General features: G+C 64.2%; 17 protein-coding genes. 11 read left to right on the top strand and 6 right to left on the bottom strand.

The annotated features are described in order from the left end of the window. Positions 1–197: 197 nt before the first annotated feature. Entirely contained in the window at positions 198–2,003 is a 1,806-nt protein-coding gene (locus CKW40_RS16810) for an IlvD/Edd family dehydratase (protein WP_095200987.1), read from the bottom strand. Positions 2,004–2,152: 149 nt separating this feature from the next. Between CKW40_RS16810 and CKW40_RS16805 the strand changes: the two genes are divergently transcribed. Then, positions 2,153–2,602: an SRPBCC family protein gene (locus tag CKW40_RS16805; RefSeq protein ID WP_095200986.1), complete on the top strand. Its 450-nt coding sequence runs from the start codon at positions 2,153–2,155 to the stop codon at positions 2,600–2,602. A 76-nt stretch (positions 2,603–2,678) separates the two neighbouring features. Here CKW40_RS16805 and CKW40_RS16800 read toward each other — a convergent pair whose 3' ends face one another. Continuing rightward, complete coding sequence (locus tag CKW40_RS16800; protein ID WP_095200985.1) at positions 2,679–3,854, bottom strand: Mrp/NBP35 family ATP-binding protein; 1,176 nt, start codon at positions 3,852–3,854, stop codon at positions 2,679–2,681. 126 nt (positions 3,855–3,980) lie between these two features. Between CKW40_RS16800 and CKW40_RS16795 the strand changes: the two genes are divergently transcribed. From CKW40_RS16795 to CKW40_RS16750, 10 genes are all read left to right on the top strand, one after another. After that, positions 3,981–4,880, top strand: coding sequence for a LysR family transcriptional regulator (locus CKW40_RS16795; RefSeq protein ID WP_095200984.1), 900 nt, complete (start codon positions 3,981–3,983; stop codon positions 4,878–4,880). Positions 4,881–5,015: 135 nt separating this feature from the next. Then, the gene (locus tag CKW40_RS16790; RefSeq protein WP_019862961.1) at positions 5,016–5,495 is read left to right on the top strand and encodes a formate dehydrogenase subunit gamma; all 480 of its coding nucleotides are present in this window, start codon (positions 5,016–5,018) and stop codon (positions 5,493–5,495) included. Next, positions 5,492–7,048, top strand: a complete 1,557-nt coding sequence (locus CKW40_RS16785; RefSeq protein ID WP_095200983.1) for a formate dehydrogenase beta subunit — start codon at positions 5,492–5,494, stop codon at positions 7,046–7,048. Before CKW40_RS16790 ends, CKW40_RS16785 begins: the two co-directional genes overlap by 4 nt. Positions 7,049–7,058: 10 nt before the next feature. Further along, positions 7,059–9,968: a formate dehydrogenase subunit alpha gene (gene fdhF / locus CKW40_RS16780; RefSeq protein ID WP_095200982.1), complete on the top strand. Its 2,910-nt coding sequence runs from the start codon at positions 7,059–7,061 to the stop codon at positions 9,966–9,968. A 2-nt stretch (positions 9,969–9,970) separates the two neighbouring features. Beyond that, complete coding sequence (gene fdhD, locus CKW40_RS16775) at positions 9,971–10,801, top strand: formate dehydrogenase accessory sulfurtransferase FdhD (protein WP_095200981.1); 831 nt, start codon at positions 9,971–9,973, stop codon at positions 10,799–10,801. Next, on the top strand, positions 10,791–11,099 hold the full coding sequence (locus CKW40_RS16770) for a formate dehydrogenase subunit delta (RefSeq protein ID WP_095200980.1): 309 nt from the start codon (positions 10,791–10,793) through the stop codon (positions 11,097–11,099). Before fdhD ends, CKW40_RS16770 begins: the two co-directional genes overlap by 11 nt. A gap of 117 nt (positions 11,100–11,216) precedes the next feature. After that, positions 11,217–12,770, top strand: a complete 1,554-nt coding sequence (locus CKW40_RS16765) for an alpha/beta fold hydrolase (protein WP_095200979.1) — start codon at positions 11,217–11,219, stop codon at positions 12,768–12,770. Between the two features lie 108 nt (positions 12,771–12,878). Next, positions 12,879–13,358, top strand: coding sequence for a carboxymuconolactone decarboxylase family protein (locus tag CKW40_RS16760; protein ID WP_095200978.1), 480 nt, complete (start codon positions 12,879–12,881; stop codon positions 13,356–13,358). A gap of 75 nt (positions 13,359–13,433) precedes the next feature. Next, on the top strand, positions 13,434–13,796 hold the full coding sequence (locus CKW40_RS16755; RefSeq protein ID WP_095201056.1) for a nuclear transport factor 2 family protein: 363 nt from the start codon (positions 13,434–13,436) through the stop codon (positions 13,794–13,796). A 36-nt stretch (positions 13,797–13,832) separates the two neighbouring features. Continuing rightward, positions 13,833–14,147, top strand: coding sequence for a hypothetical protein (locus tag CKW40_RS16750; protein WP_095200977.1), 315 nt, complete (start codon positions 13,833–13,835; stop codon positions 14,145–14,147). A 137-nt stretch (positions 14,148–14,284) separates the two neighbouring features. Here the strand turns inward: CKW40_RS16750 and CKW40_RS16745 are convergent, their stop codons facing one another. From CKW40_RS16745 to CKW40_RS16730, 4 genes are all read right to left on the bottom strand, one after another. Next, positions 14,285–15,712: a gamma-aminobutyraldehyde dehydrogenase gene (locus tag CKW40_RS16745; protein WP_095200976.1), complete on the bottom strand. Its 1,428-nt coding sequence runs from the start codon at positions 15,710–15,712 to the stop codon at positions 14,285–14,287. A 110-nt stretch (positions 15,713–15,822) separates the two neighbouring features. Next, positions 15,823–16,638, bottom strand: a complete 816-nt coding sequence (locus tag CKW40_RS16740) for an ABC transporter permease (protein ID WP_095200975.1) — start codon at positions 16,636–16,638, stop codon at positions 15,823–15,825. Further along, positions 16,628–17,578, bottom strand: a complete 951-nt coding sequence (locus tag CKW40_RS16735; protein ID WP_210200200.1) for an ABC transporter permease — start codon at positions 17,576–17,578, stop codon at positions 16,628–16,630. The genes CKW40_RS16740 and CKW40_RS16735 overlap by 11 nt, the downstream gene beginning before the upstream one ends. Before the next feature lie 14 nt (positions 17,579–17,592). Then, a complete protein-coding gene (locus CKW40_RS16730) occupies positions 17,593–18,591 on the bottom strand; it encodes an ABC transporter ATP-binding protein (protein WP_095200973.1) in 999 nt (332 codons plus the stop codon). Between the last annotated feature and the right edge of the window lie 3 nt (positions 18,592–18,594).

The raw sequence follows: 18,594 nt of genomic DNA, 5'->3' as shown, positions 1-18,594 counted from the left end.
ATTTGTTGGGCGCGCTTGTCAAGGATCGTGACCGGAACGCACCACCTCAAAAACGAAAAACGGCTGGCGGCCCAATTGCACAGGGCCGTCAGCCGGTCGATCCAACATCAGTGATTGTCGCCAGGAATAATCGATGACTATCCCTTGGAATAATCAATGACTATCCCCGGAGCAATCAGCGATTGTCTCCGGGGCAATCAGTGATTGTCCCTGGGCACGCCTCTGGTGTGCGCGACATCCTGGTATTTCACCGCCGGCTTCAGCACCATTCCCTGGTCGAACTGGTCGACCATGCCACGCTGGATTTCCTGCCATGGCGTCTGGTGCTGCGGATAGTGGTAGCCGCCATTGCCCTGCAGCGCCGCGCGCCGCTTGGCGATCTCGTCTTCGCCGACCAGAATGTTGGCGGTGCCCTTGTTCAGGTCGATGCGGACGCGGTCGCCTGTCTTGAGCAGCGCCAGTCCGCCGCCGATGGCGGCTTCCGGCGAGGCGTTGAGGATCGACGGCGAGCCCGACGTGCCCGACTGACGGCCATCGCCGATGCAGGCCAGCGCATGGATGCCCTTCTTGATGAGATAGGCGGGCGGCTGCATGTTGACGACCTCGGCACCGCCGGGATAGCCGACCGGGCCGGCGCCGCGCATGAACAGGATCGTGTGCTCGTCGATGCCTTGCGCCGGATCGTCGATGCGGGCGTGGTAATCCTCCGGGCCGTCGAAGACCATGGCGTTGCCTTCGAACGCTTCCGGGTCCTTCGGATTGGAGAGATAGCGCTCGCGGAATTCCGGCGAGATGCCGCTGGTCTTCATGATCGCCGAATCGAACAGATTGCCGCTGAGGTTGATGAAGCCGGCATTGACCTTCAGCGGCTTGTCGACGCTGCGGATGACGTCGGCGTTTTCGACGACCGCGGCCTTGCAATTGTCGCCGATCGACTTGCCATTGGCGGTCAGGGCATCGGGATGCGGCAGCAGCCCGCCCTTCATCAGTTCGGCCACCACGGCCGGCACGCCGCCGGCATGATGGTAGTCCTCGCCGAGATACTCGCCCGTCGGCTGCAGATTGACGATGAGCGGCACTTTGAGGCCGATCTTCTGCCAGTCGTCATTGTCGAGCGGCACGCCGAGATGGCGGGCAATGGCGTTGAGATGGATCGGCGCGTTGGTCGAGCCGCCGATCGCCGAATTGACGACGATGGCGTTCTCGAAGGCCTTGCGCGTCATGATGTCGGACGGCTTCAGATCCTCATGCACCATGTCGACGATGCGTTTTCCCGTCTCGTAGGCGATCTGCCCGCGCTCGCGGTATGGCGCCGGGATGGCGGCCGAGCCGGGCAGCTGCATGCCGAGCGCCTCGGCCAGCGAATTCATCGTGGTGGCGGTGCCCATCGTGTTGCAATAGCCGGTGGACGGCGCCGAGGAAGCGACGATGTCCATGAACTCGTCATAGTCGATCTCGCCGGCCGACAGGCGCTGGCGCGATTCCCAGACGATGGTGCCGGAGCCGGTGCGCTTGCCCTTGTGCCAGCCATTGAGCATCGGACCGACCGACAGCGCGATGGCCGGAATGTTGACGGTGGCCGCCGCCATGAGCAGCGCCGGCGTCGTCTTGTCGCAGCCGATGGTCAGCACGACGCCGTCGAGCGGATAGCCGTAGAGCACCTCGACGAGGCCGAGATAGGCAAGGTTGCGGTCAAGCGCTGCGGTCGGGCGCTTGCCGGTCTCCTGGATCGGATGGCAGGGGAATTCGAAGGGGATGCCGCCCATCGAGACGATGCCTTCGCGCACGCGCTTGGCGAGCTCGATATGGTGCCGGTTGCAAGGCGAAAGATCCGAGCCTGTCTGGGCGATACCGATCAGCGGCTTGCCCGACATCAGTTCGGCACGGGTCAGCCCGTAATTCAGGTAACGCTCCAGATAGAGCGCGGTCATTCCCGGATTGTCTGGGTTGTCGAACCACTCCTGCGAGCGGAATTTTTTCTTCTTGGTGGGGGCACCGGCCATCACGGTCTCCGTATTTGTATGACAAATCGATATGACAACGCGTCCCTGCAAGCAAGGGGCACGCGCGTTCCTAACCCGCACTTTGGTGCGATAGACACAACAGCGCCCCTGCGCTAGGGCTTCAAACCATTCTTTCCGGGAGGTTCTTGATGGCTTTGGTGATCGAAGGCGAGGAACGCATTGCCGCACCCCTGCAAAAAGTCTGGGAAGCGCTGAACGATCCCGAAGTTTTGAAGGCGACCATTCCCGGCTGCCAGAGCCTGGAGATGAAGTCGCCGACCGAGATGGCGGCGACGGTGGTGGTGAAAATCGGACCGATCAAGGCGACCTTCAACGGCGAAGTGACGCTGAAAAACCTGAAGCCACCGCACTCCTACACCATCCAGGGCGAAGGCAAGGGCGGCATCGCCGGCTTTGCCAAGGGCGGCGCCGACGTGACGCTGACCGAGGATGGGCCGGATGCCACGGTGCTCAAATATGCCGCCAAGGCCGAAGTCGGCGGCAAGATCGCGCAGCTTGGCAGCCGGCTGATCGAATCGACGTCGAAGAAACTGGCCGGGCAGTTCTTTTCGAGCTTCGGCGAGAAGGTCGGCGGCTGACCGTCCCGCTAGAGCAATTCCAGGAAAAGTGCGAAGCGGTTTTCCGTCCGGAATTGCGTCAAAAACAAATAAGGCGTCACTCGAAGACGATGCTTGGCACCGCCGCTTCGGCCGCGCCGCGTTCCTCATTGACCCTGTCCCAGACCTTGGCGGCGATGTCGCGATAGGTTTTCGCCTCGGCGCTGTCGGGCTTCGAGACAACCACCGGCGCACCGGCATCCGAGCTTTCGCGGATGCCCATTTCCAGCGGCACTTCGCCGAGGAAGGTGACGCCGAGGCGTTCGGCCTCGCGGCGCGCGCCGCCATGGCCGAAAATGTCGTAGCGCTTGCCGGTGTCGGGCGCGATGAAATAGCTCATATTCTCGACGATGCCGAGGAGCGGCACGTCGACCTTCTTGAACATATTCAGCCCCTTGCGGGCATCGATCAGCGCCAGGTCCTGCGGCGTCGAGACGATGACGGCGCCGGCCAGCGGCACCTGCTGCGCCATGGTCAATTGCGCGTCGCCGGTGCCGGGCGGCATGTCGACGACAAGGACGTCGAGCCGGCCCCATTCGACCTCGCGCAGCATCTGCGTCAGCGCCGACATCACCATCGGCCCGCGCCAGATCATCGGCGTCTCCTCATCGACGAGGAACCCCATCGACATCACCTTGAGACCGTAATTCTCCATCGGCTTCAGGATCTTGCCGTCAACCGTCTGCGGCCGGCCATGGATGTTGAGCAGCTTCGGCATGGACGGGCCGTAGATGTCGGCATCAAGCACACCGACCCGCAAGCCATTGGCGGCAAGGCCAAGCGCCAGGTTGACGGCGGTGGTCGACTTGCCGACACCGCCCTTGCCGGAAGCAACCGCGATGATCGCCTCGATGCCGGGCACGCCGCGCTTGCCCGAGCTGTGCGATGCGGGAGCATGCGGAGCGGGGCGCGGGGCGGCGGGCGGAGCCGGCGGCGCCGGCCTCGGTGCGGGGCGCGCCGGAACAGGCGCCTCCATGCCGCCGCCCTTTTTCTCCGCCGTCAGCGCCACGACGGCACCGGCAACGCCGGGAATGGCCTTGACTACGCGCTCTGCGGCGGCGCGCAGGGGTTCCATTTCCTGCGCCCTGGCGGCGGGAACGGTGATCGAGAAGAACACTTTCGAATCGGCGATGAAAATCTCCGAAACCATGCCGAGGTCGACGATGTTCCCGGTGAAGTCCGGGCCGTTGACCGTCTTCAGGCGCTCGGTGACGATTTCCTTGGTGACGGACATGAGGTCTTCCTTATGCAAGCTTGCGCCTGAGATAATGTAGTTTCCGGGCAGAACCAAGTGATCGCTTTGATGCTGACAGGCACTTGCTGCTATGGCAGCCTCGCAAACCATGATCGATAGACCGGCATGATCGACAAACTCGAATTCTTTATCGCGCTCGCCAAGGAAGAGCATTTCGGCCGGGCGGCGGAAGCGTGCGGGGTCACCCAGCCGACGCTGTCGGCCGGCATCAAGCAGTTGGAGGGGCAGCTCGGCGTCATGCTGGTCAATCGCGGGTCGCGGTTCCAAGGGCTGACGCCGGAGGGCAAGCAGGTGCTGGTCTGGGCGCGCCGTATCGTCGGCGATTCAAGGACCATGCGAGAGGAGATGCGCGCGGCGCGCCACGGCCTTTCCGGACGCATCCGCATTGCCGCCATTCCGACGGCACTGGCCATGGTGGCGCGGCTGACGACGCCGTTTCGCGAAAAGCACCCGGGCGTCACCTTCTCGGTGTTGTCGCGAACCTCGATCGAAGTCTTGTCGCTGCTCGGCAATTTCGACATCGACGCCGGCATTACCTATCTCGACAATGAGCCGCTCGGGCGGGTGACCAGCGTGCCGCTCTATGACGAGCGCTATCAGCTGATCACGGCGGTCGGAAACCCCTATTCCGACCGCGACAAAGTGACATGGGCCGAGATCAGCCAGTTGCCGCTCTGCCTTTTGACGCCGGACATGCAGAACCGCCGCATCATCGACCAGCATCTGGCCGAGGCCGGCGTGCAGGTGCGGCCGACGCTCGAATCCAACTCGATGATCGTGCTGTTTTCGCATATCCACACCGGCAAATGGTCGTCGATCATGCCGCTCAACCTCGCGGAAACATTCGGCTTTTCCGAGCCGATCCGGGCCATTCCCATCGTCGAGCCGGATGCCAGCCATACGGTCGGCCTGGTGGCCACGCCGCGCGAACCGCACACGCCGCTGGTGCAGGCGCTGCTGGACGAGGCGATGGCGCTGGCAGACGACTTCCGTAACCATCGCTAGGGTAGAGAAAGGCGGCTGATCGCGCTTGATAGAAGATTTCTATCAAGCAACGGATCAGCTTTATTGATTTAGCGGGTTTCCTCTGTTTTTGTAACGACTTAGCGCTAGAACGCTACCGACCAGGGAGGGCGCTGCATGACGATGCAGCCTGCAAGTACCGAGATCGCATCGCGCACGGCGGCGATTATCCAAGAGCTGAAAGGCCTCGAAGGCCCGTTGCTGCCGATCCTGCACGAGATCCAGGAAGAATTCGGCCATGTGCCGCAGGCAGCACTGCCGGTCATCGCCGATGGGCTGAACCTCTCCAGGGCCGAGGTGCACGGCGTCGTCACCTTCTATCATGATTTCCGCGCCCGGCCGGCCGGCCGGCATGTGCTCAAGCTGTGCCAGGCAGAGGCCTGCCAGTCGATGGGTTCGGATGCCGTCGCCGCCAAGATCAAGCAGTTGCTGGGCATCGGTTTCCACGAGACCACCCGCGACGGATCGGTTACACTGGAGCCGGTCTATTGCCTCGGGCTTTGCGCCTGTTCGCCGTCGGCGATGCTCGACGGCGAGGTGATCGGGCGGCTCGATGACGAGAAGATCGACGAGATCCTTGCCGAGGTGCGCTCATGATCCCCCGCATCTACATTCCCGGCGATTCCGGCGCGCTGGCGCTCGGTGCCGAAAAGGTCGCCAAGGCTGTTCGCGCGGAGCTCGCCGAGCGCGGCATCGAGGCCAAGATCGTGCGCAACGGTTCGCGCGGCGCCTATTTCCTCGAGCCTATGGTCGAAGTGGCGACCGAAAAGGGCCGCGTTGCCTACGGACCGGTCAAGCCGTCCGACGTCAAGAGCCTGTTCGATAGCGGTTTCCTCACCGGTGGCCACCACAAGCGCTGGCTCGGCGCGCCGGACAAGATTCCGTTCCTGGCCAAGCAGACCCGGCTGACCTTCGCCCGCTGCGGCATCAACGATCCGCTGTCGCTCGACGCTTACAAGTCGCTCGGCGGGCTGAAGGGCCTGCAGAACGCCGTCGCCATGGCCCCGGCCGACATCGTCAAGCAGGTGACGGACTCAGGCCTGCGTGGCCGTGGCGGCGCCGGCTTCCCGACCGGCATCAAGTGGAAGACGGTGCTGGATACGACGTCCGAGCGCAAATACATCGTCTGCAACGCCGACGAGGGCGATAGTGCCACTTTCGCCGACCGCATGATCATGGAAGGCGATCCCTTCGTGCTGATCGAAGGCATGGCGATCGCCGGCATCGCCACCGGTGCGACCAAGGGCTTCGTCTATATCCGCTCGGAATATCCGCATGCGGTGGCAACAATGAACAAGGCCGTCGAAATCGCCCGCAAGGCCGGCGTGCTCGGCGTCAATGTGCTGGGTTCGCCAAACGCCTTCGACATGGAAATCCGCGTCGGCGCCGGCGCCTATGTCTGCGGCGAGGAAACCTCGCTGCTGAACAGCCTGGAAGGCAAGCGCGGCGTGGTGCGCGCCAAGCCGCCGCTGCCGGCCATCCAGGGCCTGTTCGGCAAACCGACGGTGATCAACAACGTCATCAGCCTGGCCTCGGTGCCGATCATCATGGACAAGGGCGCCGCCTTCTACAAGGATTTCGGCATGGGCCGCTCGCGCGGCACCATCCCGATCCAGATCGCCGGCAATGTCAGGAATGGCGGCCTGTTCGAAACCGCTTTCGGCCTGACGCTGGGCGAAATCGTCGATGACATCGGCGGCGGTACTTCCACCGGCCGTCCGGTGAAGGCGGTGCAGGTCGGCGGACCGCTCGGCGCCTATTTCCCGCGCGCTCTGTTCGACACGCCGTTCGACTACGAAGAGTTCGCCAAGCGTGACGGGCTGATCGGCCATGCCGGTATCACCGTGTTCGACGACACGGCCGACATGCTGAAGCAGGCGCGCTTCGCCATGGAATTCTGCGCCATCGAAAGCTGCGGCAAGTGCACGCCCTGCCGCATCGGCTCGACGCGCGGCGTCGAGACCATCGACAGGCTTGCCGCCGGCATCGAACCGGAAAAGAACCTCGCTCTGGTCACCGACCTCTGCAACACGATGAAGTTCGGATCGCTGTGCGCTCTGGGCGGCTTCACGCCCTACCCGGTGATGAGCTCGATCACGCATTTCCCCGAAGATTTCAAGCCCGCGCCGGCGCGCGTCGCTGCTGAATAGGAGCTGGCAGATGAACATCAAGGCCGACTTCCCATCGCTGGTCGAAGAGATCGACTACGGAACCCCGGAATCGCGGGCGCAAAAGCAGGTCACGCTGAGCGTCGACGGCCGCAGCATCACGGTGCCGGAAGGCACCTCGATCATGCGCGCCGCGATGGAAGGTGGGGTGGAGATCCCGAAACTCTGCGCCACCGACATGCTGGACTCCTTCGGCTCGTGCCGCGTCTGCCTGGTCGAGATCGAAGGCCGTGGCGGCACGCCGGCGTCCTGCACGACGCCGGTCGGCGAAGGCATGGTGGTGCGCACGCAGTCCGACCGGCTCGACGCGATCCGCCGCGGCGTCATGGAACTTTACGTCTCCGACCATCCGACCGGCTGGAACGAAAAGGCCGGCACCGGCGCCAGCGAATTCGACACGGTGGCGAAGTCGGTGGGCCTCACCGAGAACCGCTACGGTGTCGAGGGCCGCAACCACGTCAAGGAAGATGGGATCGCGCCCGGGCACGGCTCGCTGGCGGTCGACTACATCGCCCGCGATGAATCCAATCCCTATTTCACCTATGATCCGGCGCAGTGCATCGTCTGCTCGCGCTGCGTGCGGGCATGCGAGGAGGTGCAGGGCACTTTCGCGCTGACCATCGAGGGCCGCGGTTTCGAATCGCGCATGGTCGCCGGCATGCATGAGGATTTCATCGCTTCCGAATGCGTGTCCTGCGGCGCCTGCGTGCAGGCCTGCCCGACCGACGCGCTGCGCGAGAAGACGGTGATCGAGAAGGGCATGCCGGAACGCTCGGCCGTCACCACCTGCGCCTATTGCGGCGTCGGCTGCTCGTTCAAGGCCGAGGTGAAGGATGACGAAGTCATCCGCATGGTGCCCTACAAGGACGGCAAGGCGAATCACGGCCACTCCTGCGTCAAGGGCCGTTTCGCCTATGGCTACGCCACCCACAAGGACCGCATCCTGTCGCCGATGATCCGCGAGAAGATTTCCGACCCGTGGCGCGAGGTGAGCTGGGAAGAGGCGATCGCCCACACGGCCAAGGAATTCCGCCGGATCCAGTATCAGTACGGCCGCACCTCGATCGGCGGCATCACCTCCTCGCGCTGCACGAATGAGGAGACCTATCTCGTCCAGAAGCTGGTGCGGCAGGGTTTCCGCAACAACAATGTCGACACCTGCGCCCGCGTCTGCCATTCGCCGACCGGCTATGGTCTCGGCCAGACCTACGGCACCTCCGCCGGCACGCAGGATTTCGACTCGGTCGAATTCACTGATGTCGCTGTCGTCATCGGCGCCAATCCGGTTTCCGCCCATCCGGTGTTCGCCTCGCGGCTGAAGAAGCGGCTGCGCCAGGGCGCCAAGCTGATCGTGCTCGATCCGCGCCGCACCGAGATGGTCAAGTCGGCGCATATCGAGGCCGACTATCACCTGCCGCTGAAGCCCGGCACCAACGTGGCGGTGCTGACGTCGCTGGCGCATGTCATCGTCACCGAAGGGCTTTTCGACGAAGCCTTCATTCGCGAACGCTGCGACTGGACGGAATTCCAGGACTGGGCCTCCTTCGTCGCCTTGCCGGAGAACAGCCCCGAGACCGTCGGCAAGCTTTCCGGCGTCGACCCGGAGCTGATCCGGGGTGCCGCGCGGCTCTACGCCAAGGGCGGCAATGGCGCGATCTATTATGGCCTCGGCGTGACGGAACACAGCCAGGGCTCGACCACGGTGATGGCGATCGCCAACCTCGCAATGGCCACCGGCAACATCGGCCGGCCGGGCGTCGGCGTGAATCCGCTGCGTGGCCAGAACAATGTGCAGGGCTCGTGCGACATGGGCTCCTTCCCGCACGAACTGCCCGGCTATCGCCACATCTCCGGCGAAGCCGTGCGCGACATCTACGAGAGCCTTTGGGGCGTGAAGCTGGACGACGAACCCGGCCTGCGCATCCCCAACATGCTCGACGCCGCCGTGGACGGCTCCTTCAAGGGCATCTACATCCAGGGCGAGGACATCCTGCAATCCGATCCCGACACCAAGCATGTCGCCGGCGGTCTCGCCGCCATGGAATGCGTGGTCGTGCACGATCTCTTCCTCAACGAGACGGCGAACTACGCGCATGTCTTCCTGCCAGGTTCGACCTTCCTGGAAAAGGACGGCACCTTCACCAATGCCGAGCGCCGCATCAACATGGTGCGCAAGGTGCTGGAACCGAAGGCGCGCTATGCCGACTGGGAGGCGACGCAGGAGCTTGCCCGCGCCATCGGGCTCGACTGGAACTACACGCATCCGTCCGAGATCATGGACGAGATCGCCAAGACGACGCCGAGCTTCGCCAATGTCTCCTTCGATCTGCTCGACCGGGTGGGATCGGTGCAGTGGCCCTGCAACGAGAAGGCCCCGCTCGGCACGCCGATCATGCACATTGACAGTTTCGTGCGCGGCAAGGGCAAGTTCATCCGTACCGAATATGTGGCAACGGACGAGAGGACCGGACCCCGCTTCCCGCTGCTTTTGACCACCGGCCGTATCCTCAGCCAGTACAATGTCGGCGCGCAGACGCGGCGCACCGACAACGTCATGTGGCACTCGGAAGACCGGCTGGAGATCCATCCGCACGATGCCGAGAACCGCGGCCTGCGCGATGGCGACTGGGTGCGGCTGACCAGCCGCTCCGGCGAGACGACGCTGCGGGCGCTGATCACCGACCGGGTGTCGCCGGGCGTGGTCTACACCACCTTCCACCATCCGGACACACAGGCCAACGTCATCACCACCGACTTCTCCGACTGGGCGACCAACTGTCCAGAGTACAAGGTGACGGCGGTGCAGGTCGGCGCCTCCAACGGCCCGTCGGACTGGCAGCGCGAGTACGATGAGCAGGCCAGGAACAGCCGCCGTATCGCCTCGCTGCAGGCAGCGGAGTAGTCTTGGCCGCGCGCCGCAAAGCAACGACCGAGATATCGCGGCTGGCGCACCGCGCCAGCGCGTCGGCTGTTGCCAACCGCATGGTGCCGGAGGAGACGCCGGTAGCGTTTTCCTTCGCCGGCACCACGCATGCGGTAATGATGGCGAGCCCGGCCGACTTCGAGGATTTCGCGCTTGGCTTCTCGCTGACTGAAGGCATCATCGCTGCGCCTGACGAGATCGAAGCCATCGAGATCGAGGATCATGGCGCCGGTATCGACATCCAGATCCGGCTGAAGGACCAGGCCAATACACGCTTCGAGGCGCGGCGGCGCAGGCTCGCCGGGCCGGTCGGCTGCGGGCTGTGCGGCATCGAATCCATCGAGGAAGCAATGCGCTCGGCCGATGCCGTTGGTGCGTCAAAGCTTACGCTTGATGCCAACGATATCGTCCGCTCCGTCAAGCTGCTGTCGAAGGTGCAGCCGCTGCATCAGGAAACCGGAGCCGTGCATGCCGCCGGCTTCTATGTCCCCGGCAAGGGCGTCGTCATGGCGCGCGAGGATGTCGGCCGCCACAACGCGCTGGACAAGCTGGCCGGCGCGTTGGCCAAAGCCGGCATTGACGGTGCATCGGGCGCCGTCGTGGTGACGTCGCGCGTGTCGGTCGAAATGGTGCAGAAGACGGCGGCGATCGGCTCGGCCTTCATCATCGCCGTCTCGGCGCCGACCGCGCTTGCCATCCGCACAGCCGATGAGGCCGGCATGACGCTGGTGGCGCTGGTGCGCGGCGATGATTTCGATGTTTTCACCCACCCCGATCGGGTGGTCTTGGGAGTTGCCCAGCATGTCGCATGACGAAGATCACATCACGAGCACCAAGGAAAAGCTCGTGCGCATGGCCAACCAGATCGCGGCCTTCTTCCATTCAAAGTCGCGCGAGGAAGGGGTTGCCGGCGTCGCCGAGCACATCAACAAGTTCTGGGAGCCGAGGATGCGACGGCAGTTGTTCGAACTGCTGGACAGCGGCGAAGGCTTCGACGAACTCGTCGTGGCTGCATCGGCCAGGATCAAGCGGCCGATCACACCAGCCGAGGCCGATCTCAAGCTCGGACTCAAGCCCTCCCCGGCCGACGTCGCCGCGTCGCAGAAGTAGCCGCAAGCCGGCCACGCGGGCTTACATTCCCTTTCGCTAAAGTTTGAGCTGCCGCTATCGACGCGCCTCTGCTATGGTCGACGATCAGAAATCGTCAGGCCGGGCGGAAGAAACCTCGTGAGGCCGATCGAGACCCGATATGCCCGCAGTGGCGAGGTGCGGATCGCCTATCAGGTGGTCGGCCAGGGTTCGTTTGATCTCGTCTTCGTCCCGGGCTTCATTTCCAATCTCGACCTGCATTGGGAGGACGAGGGCTATACCAGGCTCTTGAGGCGGCTGTCGGCATTCTCACGGCTGATCCTGTTCGACAAGCGCGGAACCGGTCTCTCCGACCGTGTCGATGCCCATCATCTGCCGAGCCTCGAAACCCGCATGGACGATGTGCGCGCCGTGATGGATGCGGCCGGCAGCGGCCGGGCCGCATTGCTCGGCGCTTCCGAGGGCGCGCCGATGGCGATGCTGTTCGCCGCCACCTATCCGGAGCGGACGCGGGCGCTGGCGCTCTATGGCGGCTATGCGCATTTCCACAAATGGGTGATGTCGCCGGAACGCCTCGATGCCTTCATCGCTACGGCCGAAACGGCCTGGGGCACCGGCGCCACCTTGCCGAATTTTGCACCGGGCCGAGTGGACGATACCCACTTTTCAACATGGTGGGCGCGTTTCGAGCGCCTGTCGGCAAGCCCGACCGCGGCAGCCGCGCTTGCCCGCATGAATGCGGGGATCGACGTGCGAGACATCCTCGGCGCGATCAGCGCGCCGACACTGCTGATCCATCGCCGCAACGATGTTCGTGTCGATCCCGAGGCCAGCCGCTTCCTGGCGAAGAAGATCCCGAATGCACGGCTGGTCGAGATCGCCGGGCGCGACCATCCGGTCTGGACCGGTGATGTCGACCGCGTTGCCGATCTGATCGAGGAGTTTCTTACCGGCCAGCCGGCGGTGGCGGACACGGAGCGTGTGCTTGCCGCATTGCTGGTGACGCGCATCTCCGACACGGCCAAGCTTGGCGATCGCATGTGGCTCGAGCGCAGTCAGCGTTTTCAGGAGAGCTGGCGGCTGCTGGTCGGGCGCCATGGCGGGCGCGCGGTGGGCACGCATGGCGAATTGATGATCTCGCGCTTCGACGGGCCGGCGCGCGCCGTACGCTGCGCGGCGACGTTGCGCGAGGCGGCGCAGCAGATCGGCGTGGCGAGTGCGCAAGGGGTCCATGTCGGCGAGATCGAAGCGCGCGGCCCGCCGGTCGGACTGACGGCGCGCGTGGCCATGCAGTTGGCGAACCATGCCGGGCGTGGCGACATTCTGGCTTCTCGGCTGGTTGCCGATCTGGCGGTGGGGTCTGGCCTGCATTTCGTCGACGCTGGCCGCGTCAGCCTCGGCGAACTGGACGAGCCATTGCCGGTGGTGCACGCGACGTCGGAGCAGCATCTGGAACCGGCCTGCCGTTCGAAGTCCAAGCCAGCGGAACCCGCCGTGTTGACGGCACGGGAAAGCGAGGTGGTGAATTTGATCGCCGATGGCAAAAGCAATGCCGCGATCGCCGCCGAACTCAGGCTGAGCGAGCACACGGTCAAGCGTCACGTCGCCAACATACTGCTCAAGCTCGACCTGCCATCGAGAGCGGCAGCAGCGGCATTTTCCGCCAGGCACGCTGGCCCGGACGGGCCATGAGAGCCATGGCGCTTTCGGGCGAAGCGGGCGCGCCGATGTAAGCGCTATCAATTCCCCCATGCAGGCCAGCCGGATACCGCCGGGAAGGCGCTGCGAACGGAGGATGAAATGCTCAAGTCAAAACTGAATGTCAGATCATTCGTGATCGCGGCAGGTATTGGCGCGCTGTTTACGATCTCTCCCGCAAAGGCCGAGGATGCATCGGCGACAGCCGCCTACAAGGACATCCAGGCGACGCTCGGCTCGGTGCCGGACATGTTCAAGACACTGCCCGACGTCGCCATCGCCGGCGCCTGGGCCGAGATCAAGGGGGTGCAACTCAACCCCAAGACCGCGCTCGACGGCAAGACCAAGGAGCTGATAGGCCTTGCGGTCGCCGCGCAGATCCCCTGCCAGTACTGCATCTATTTCCACACCGAGGCGGCCAAGCTCAACGGCGCCAGCGACGAGGAGATCAAGGAGACGATCGCGATGGCGGCGATCGTGCGCCATTGGTCGACGATGCTCAACGGCAGCCAGGTCGATCTCGCGACCTTCAAGAAGCAGACCGACGACGTCTTCGCGGCCGTCAAGGCGAAGTCGCAGTGAACGACACTGCCCGCCGATAAGCGCCGGGCAGATTTGCGCACATCAACCGCCCGAAGACGGGCCATGGAGGATGAAATGCTGACCAAGACCCAAACCGTGGATGGCGCGGCCATCAAGAAGGCGATCGAGACCCGCGACGGCAAGACGCTGTCGAGCTTCTACACCGATGACGCGCTGGTGCGCGTGATCGACCGCAACAACCCGCCGAGCAAGCCGCGCGAAATCCGCGGGCGTGCGGCGATCACCACCTTCTGGGACGACATCTGCAGCCGGGCGATGACCCACAAGGTCGACACCACGATCGCCGACGGCAACAGCCTGGCCTTCACCCAGGCCTGCGCCTATCCGGACGGCACCAAGGTGTTCGCCGCCGCGATGCTGGAACTGAAGAACGGGCAGATCGCGCGGCAGACCGTCGTGCAGGCCTGGGACGAATAGGCAAACAGCCGCTAACTCAACCTTGGGAGGAATGACATGTTCAGCGCCAGATGGCAGATCGACGCCAAGTTCGGGCATAAGCAGACCGTGCTTGACCTGTTGAAGAAATGGGAACGCGAGATCGGCTCGCAGGTCGGCCTCGCCGAGCTGAAGTTCCAGATCATGACCGGATCGATCGGCGCGCGGGAAGCGACGGTCGAGTCGCATCACCAGGGCGAGAGCCTGGCCCAGTTGGAGGCGATGTTCGCCAAGATCGGCAAGATCGACGCCCACGCCAAATGGGGCAAGGAGATGGAGCCCTATGTCGTGTCGGGCTCCAGCCTGTGGACCATCTATCGCATCGTCGAATAGCGGTCTTCGCCCCGTTTACGGGGAGAAGATGCCGGCAGGCAGATGAGGGGCGGAGCCAGCCTCCGCAAGGTTTGCGCCGCCCCTCATCCGGCCCTTCGGGCCACCTTCTCCCCGTTTCACGGGGAGAAGGGAAAATGCTACCCGTGCGCCACCATCACATGCCGCACGGCGGTATAGTCTTCCAGCGCGTAGAGCGACATGTCCTTGCCGTAGCCGGACTGTTTTAGCCCGCCATGCGGCATCTCGTTGGTCAGCATGAAGTGGGTGTTGACCCAGGTGCAGCCATATTGCAGGCGCGCCGCCGTCGCCATGGCGCGCGAGACATCCTTGGTCCACACCGACGATGCCAGGCCATAGTCGCTGTCATTGGCCCAGGTCACCGCCTCGTCGACTTCGGTGAAGCGGGTGACCGAGACGACCGGGCCAAACACCTCGCGGCGCACGATCTCGTCCTCCTGCAGCGCGCCGGCAACGACGGTCGGCTGGTAGTAGAAGCCGGTGCCCTCGCCCGGCTTGCCGCCGGTGGTGATCTCGATGTGCTTCAGCTCCGAGGCGCGTTCGACGAAGCTCGAGACGCGGTCGCGCTGGCGGCGCGAGATCAGCGGCCCGATCTCGTTTTCGGTGTCGTCGGGGCGGTTGTACTTGATGGTCGAGACGGCGGACGAGAGATCGGCGACGAGCTTGTCGTAGATCTTCTTGCCGGCATAGATGCGGCAGGCGGCGGTGCAGTCCTGGCCGGCATTGTAATAGCCGAAGGCGCGCAGGCCGTTGACCACCGCACCAAGGTCGGCGTCGTCGAAGACGATGACCGGCGCCTTGCCGCCAAGCTCAAGATGCGTGCGCTTGACCGACTTGGCGGCCGCCTGCAGCACCTTCTTGCCGGTGGCGACGTCGCCGGTGATCGAGATCATGTTGACCTTGGGGTGGTTGATCAGCGTGTTGCCGACGCTGTCGCCGCGGCCGAGCACGACATTGACGACGCCTTCGGGTAAGATTTCGGCGAGGATCTTCGCCAGCTTCAGCGCTGTCAGCGGCGTCTGCTCCGACGGCTTGAAGACGACGGTGTTGCCGCCGCCGATCGCCGGCGCCAGCTTCCAGGCCATCATCATCAGGGGATAATTCCATGGCGCGATCGAGGCGACGATGCCGATCGGGTCGCGCCGCACCATGGAGGTGTGGCCGGGCAGATATTCACCGGCGACAACGCCCGGCATCGAACGCACCGCACCGGCGAAGAAGCGGTAGCAGTCGACGATGGCCGGAATCTCGTCATTGAGCACGGCGTTGATCGGCTTGCCGCAGTTCAGAGCCTCGAGAGCGGCGAATTCCTTGGCCTCGGCCTCGATGCGATCGGCGATCTTCAAGAGATAGCCGGAGCGCTGCGCCGGCGTGGTGCGCGACCACAAGACGAACGCCTTTTCAGCGGCCGCAACCGCTGCCTCGATCTGCGCCTGGCTCGCTTCGGGCAAGTTGAGAATGGTCGCCCCGGTCTTCGGATTGAGGATCGCCTCCTCGGTCTCGGCGCCGTTCTCGAATTTCGAGCCGATCAGCATCTGGGTGTCCATTGGGTTCCTCCTTGAACAGAAGTGAGTAGTGAATAGTGAGTAGTTGGTAGTCACTGATGAGCAGGCTCCGGCTGTGGATTTCCCTACTCACTACTCACTACTCACTGTTCTCATTTGCCCGAACCGGCGATCTGGTCGCCGTCGCGGGTCAGGTAATAGGCAAACAGGATGGGCAGCAGCGTCACCAGCACGACGACCATGGCCACGACATTGGTGACCGGGCGCTGACGCGGACGGATCAGTTCCTCCAGCATCCAGATCGGCACCGTCTGCTGCTGGCCGGCGGTGAAGGTGGTGACGATGACCTCATCGAACGAAAGCGCGAAGGCCAGCATGCCGCCGGCAAGCAGTGCCGTGGCGATGTTGGGCAGCACGACATGGCGGAAGGTCTGAAAACCGTCGGCGCCGAGATCCATCGAGGCCTCGATCATCGAGCCGGAGGTGCGGCGGAAACGGGCAACCGCGTTGTTGTAGACGACGACGACGCAGAAGGTGGCGTGGCCGAGCACGATCGTCCAGAACGAGAAAGGAATGTCGGCGAGCGAAAAGGCCGAGCGCAGCGCGATACCGGTGATGATGCCGGGCAGCGCGATGGGCAGAATGACCAGCAGCGAGATGGTCTCGCGGCCAAAGAATTTTGTCCGCGACACCGCGGCGGCGCAGAGCGTGCCGAGCACCAGCGCGAGCGCCGTCGAGATGGCAGCGACGCGCACCGACAACGACAGCGCCTCCCAGACATCAGGCCGGTTCCAGGTGACGGCGAACCACTGCGTGGTCAGGCCGGGCGGCGGCCAGACGAAGCTCTTCTCCTCGGTGGTGAAGGCATAGACGAAGATCAGCAGGATCGGCAGATGCAGGAACAGCAGGCCGCAGGCGGCAGCGATCTTGAGGCCGAGCGGAGCCGATTGGCCACGGTCAGAGCGCATCGAAGGCCCCCATGCGCCTGGCGCCCCAGAGGTAGAAGCCCATGATCACGATCGGCACCACGGTGAAGGCGGCGGCGAGCGGGATGTTGCCGGCGGTGCCTTGCTGCGAATAGACGGCCTGGCCGATGAACAGGCGCGAGGTGCCGATGATCTGCGGAATGATGTAGTCGCCAAGCGTCAGCGAGAAGGTGAAGATCGAGCCGGCGACGATGCCGGGCAGCGCCAGTGGGAACAGCACGTTGCGAAACGTCTGCCCCGGCGAGGCGCCGAGATCGGAGGAAGCCTCGACCAGATTGCCGGGCACGCGCTCAAGGGCTGCCTGGACCGGCAGGATCATGAAGGGCAGCCAGACATAGACGAAGACGATGAAGGTACCGGTGAACGACACCGACAGCGAGTTGCCGCCGACGACCGGCAGCGATAGCCAGGCATCGAGCACCCACAGCAAATGCAATTTGGCGAGCAGCCAGGTCAAAATGCCTTCCTTGGCCAGGATCAGCTTCCAGGCATAGATCTTGACCAGGTAGCTCGACCACAGCGGCAGCATGACGCCGAGATAGAACAACGCTTTCCAGCGGCCACGTGCATAGCGCGCGGCATAGTAGGCGATGGGGAAGGCGACGATGGCCGAGGCCAGCGTGACCAGTGCCGCCATCGTCACCGTGCGCAGGATGATGTCGAGATTGGCGGCCTGCAACAGGTCGCCATAGGTCTTCAGCGTGAACTGGCGGTTGATGAGGCCGGAATATTCATCGATGGAGAAGAAGCTCTGCGCCAGCAGGGCGAACAGCGAGCCGATATAGACGATGCCGAGCCACAGCACCGGCGGCAAAAGCATGAGCAGCAGAAGCAATTGCGGCCGGCGCCAGAACAGGTCCGACAGCGCGCCACGCATGCCGCCGCTGCCCGGCAGGATGGCGGGGGCGGTGGCGCGTGGCATGGTGACGTCGACGCTCATGCCGGCTCGTCCATCAGATGCAGGTGCTCGCGGTTGAAGGTGAGCATGACCGCCTCGCCTTCCGCAGGCAGGACAGTGCCGGCCGGCACCACGGCGTGCAGCTTCAATCCGTCGGCATCGAGCGCCAGCCTGGTGGTGGCGCCGAGATAGTTGGTCGAGACGAGGCGGGCGGCGACGCCCTCGCCGCTTGCGGCGCGTCCGACGCGGATGGATTCAGGGCGGAGACTCCCCCAGCGATGCTGGCCGGAATAACGCTGGACGAAGTCCGGCGGCAGCACGTTGGAGGAACCGACGAAATCGGCGACGAAGCGCGTGCGAGGCCGCTGATAGATGTCCTCGGGCGTGCCGATCTGCATGATCCTGCCGTCATTGAAGACAGCGACGCGGTCGGCCATCGACAGCGCTTCGCCCTGATCATGGGTAACGAAGACGAAAGTGATGCCGAGCGCCTTCTGCAGCGATTTCAGCTCTTCCTGCATGTTCTCGCGCAGTTTGAGGTCGAGCGCGCCGAGCGGCTCGTCGAGCAGCAGCACCTTGGGCTGATTGACCAGCGCACGGGCCAGCGCGACACGCTGGCGCTGGCCACCGGAAAGCTGGCCGGGGCGGCGGGCGCCATAGCCGGGCAGCCGCACCAGCGACAGCGCTTCCTCGGCCGCCTTGTGCCGCTCGGCCTTGCCGACGCCCTTGACCATCAGCCCATAGGCGACGTTGTCGAGCACATTGAGATGCGGGAACAGCGCATAGTCCTGGAACACGGTGTTGACGTTGCGGCGGTAGGGCGGCACGCCCTCGGCGCGCTCGCCGAAGATCGAGATGGAACCCGCCGTCGGCTGCTCGAAACCGGCAATCAGGCGCAGGCAAGTCGTCTTGCCGGAACCCGACGGCCCGAGCATGGCGAAGAACTCGCCCGGCGCAATGTCGAGATCGACCGCGTCGACAGCGCGAACGCTGCCGAAATGGCGCGAGACTTTCTGGAAGGAGACGGCAGAGGTCATGGG

It is taken from the genome of Mesorhizobium carmichaelinearum (assembly GCF_900199455.1).
Classification (GTDB): Bacteria; Pseudomonadota; Alphaproteobacteria; order Rhizobiales; family Rhizobiaceae; genus Mesorhizobium; species Mesorhizobium carmichaelinearum.
Note: the sequence above shows the minus strand (reverse complement) of the source record. Positions and strands in the feature narration are given on the sequence as shown.